Origin of the sequence: Exiguobacterium sp. s128 (genome assembly GCF_018618815.1) — a bacterium.
In the GTDB taxonomy this organism is placed as follows: domain Bacteria; phylum Bacillota; class Bacilli; order Exiguobacteriales; family Exiguobacteriaceae; genus Exiguobacterium_A; species Exiguobacterium_A antarcticum.
The window spans coordinates 1-534 of record NZ_JACSMT010000107.1 but is presented as its reverse complement, the minus strand read 5'-3'; the positions used below and the strand labels follow the sequence as shown (position 1 = coordinate 534).

At 50.2% G+C, this 534-nt stretch carries 4 tRNA genes and 1 rRNA gene; all 5 read right to left on the bottom strand.

Annotation, left to right across the window (positions count from 1 at the left end):
• Positions 1–15: 15 nt before the first annotated feature.
• A tRNA-Arg gene (locus KNQ13_RS15830) sits at positions 16–89 on the bottom strand.
• Between the two features lie 32 nt (positions 90–121).
• Positions 122–208 (bottom strand) — tRNA-Leu (locus KNQ13_RS15825).
• A gap of 58 nt (positions 209–266) precedes the next feature.
• Positions 267–342, bottom strand: a tRNA-Thr gene (locus KNQ13_RS15820).
• Between the two features lie 21 nt (positions 343–363).
• Positions 364–439: transfer RNA gene (locus tag KNQ13_RS15815), tRNA-Val, on the bottom strand.
• 9 nt (positions 440–448) lie between these two features.
• Positions 449–534 (bottom strand): 5S ribosomal RNA (rrf, locus tag KNQ13_RS15810); the annotation flags it as partial.

Below are 534 nucleotides of genomic sequence, written 5' to 3'. Positions count from 1 at the left end.
CTACTTCCCGAAAAGTGCACCCTGAGAGATTCGAACTCCCGACCCCTTGATTCGTAGTCAAGTACTCTATCCAGCTGAGCTAAGGGTGCGGGGTATATAATCAAACAGTTACATTAAAAAATGGTACCGAGGGCCGGAATCGAACCGGCACGGGGAAACCCCCGCAGGATTTTAAGTCCTGTGCGTCTACCAGTTCCGCCACCCCGGCAGGGTGATAAAAGGTAGCATCTAAACTTTTTTAAGTTTGATGATATTTAAGATGAAAATGGTGCCGGCAACAGGAGTCGAACCCGCGACCTACTGATTACAAGTCAGTTGCTCTACCAGCTGAGCTACACCGGCAAGTGTAATAAAAATTAAAAATGGTGGAGGATGACGGGATCGAACCGCCGACCCTCTGCTTGTAAGGCAGATGCTCTCCCAGCTGAGCTAATCCTCCATATGTATCGCCTGGCAGCGTCCTATCCTCACAGGGGGAAGCCCCCAACTACTTTCGGCGTTCAAGTGCTTAACTTCCGTGTTCGGCATGGGAAC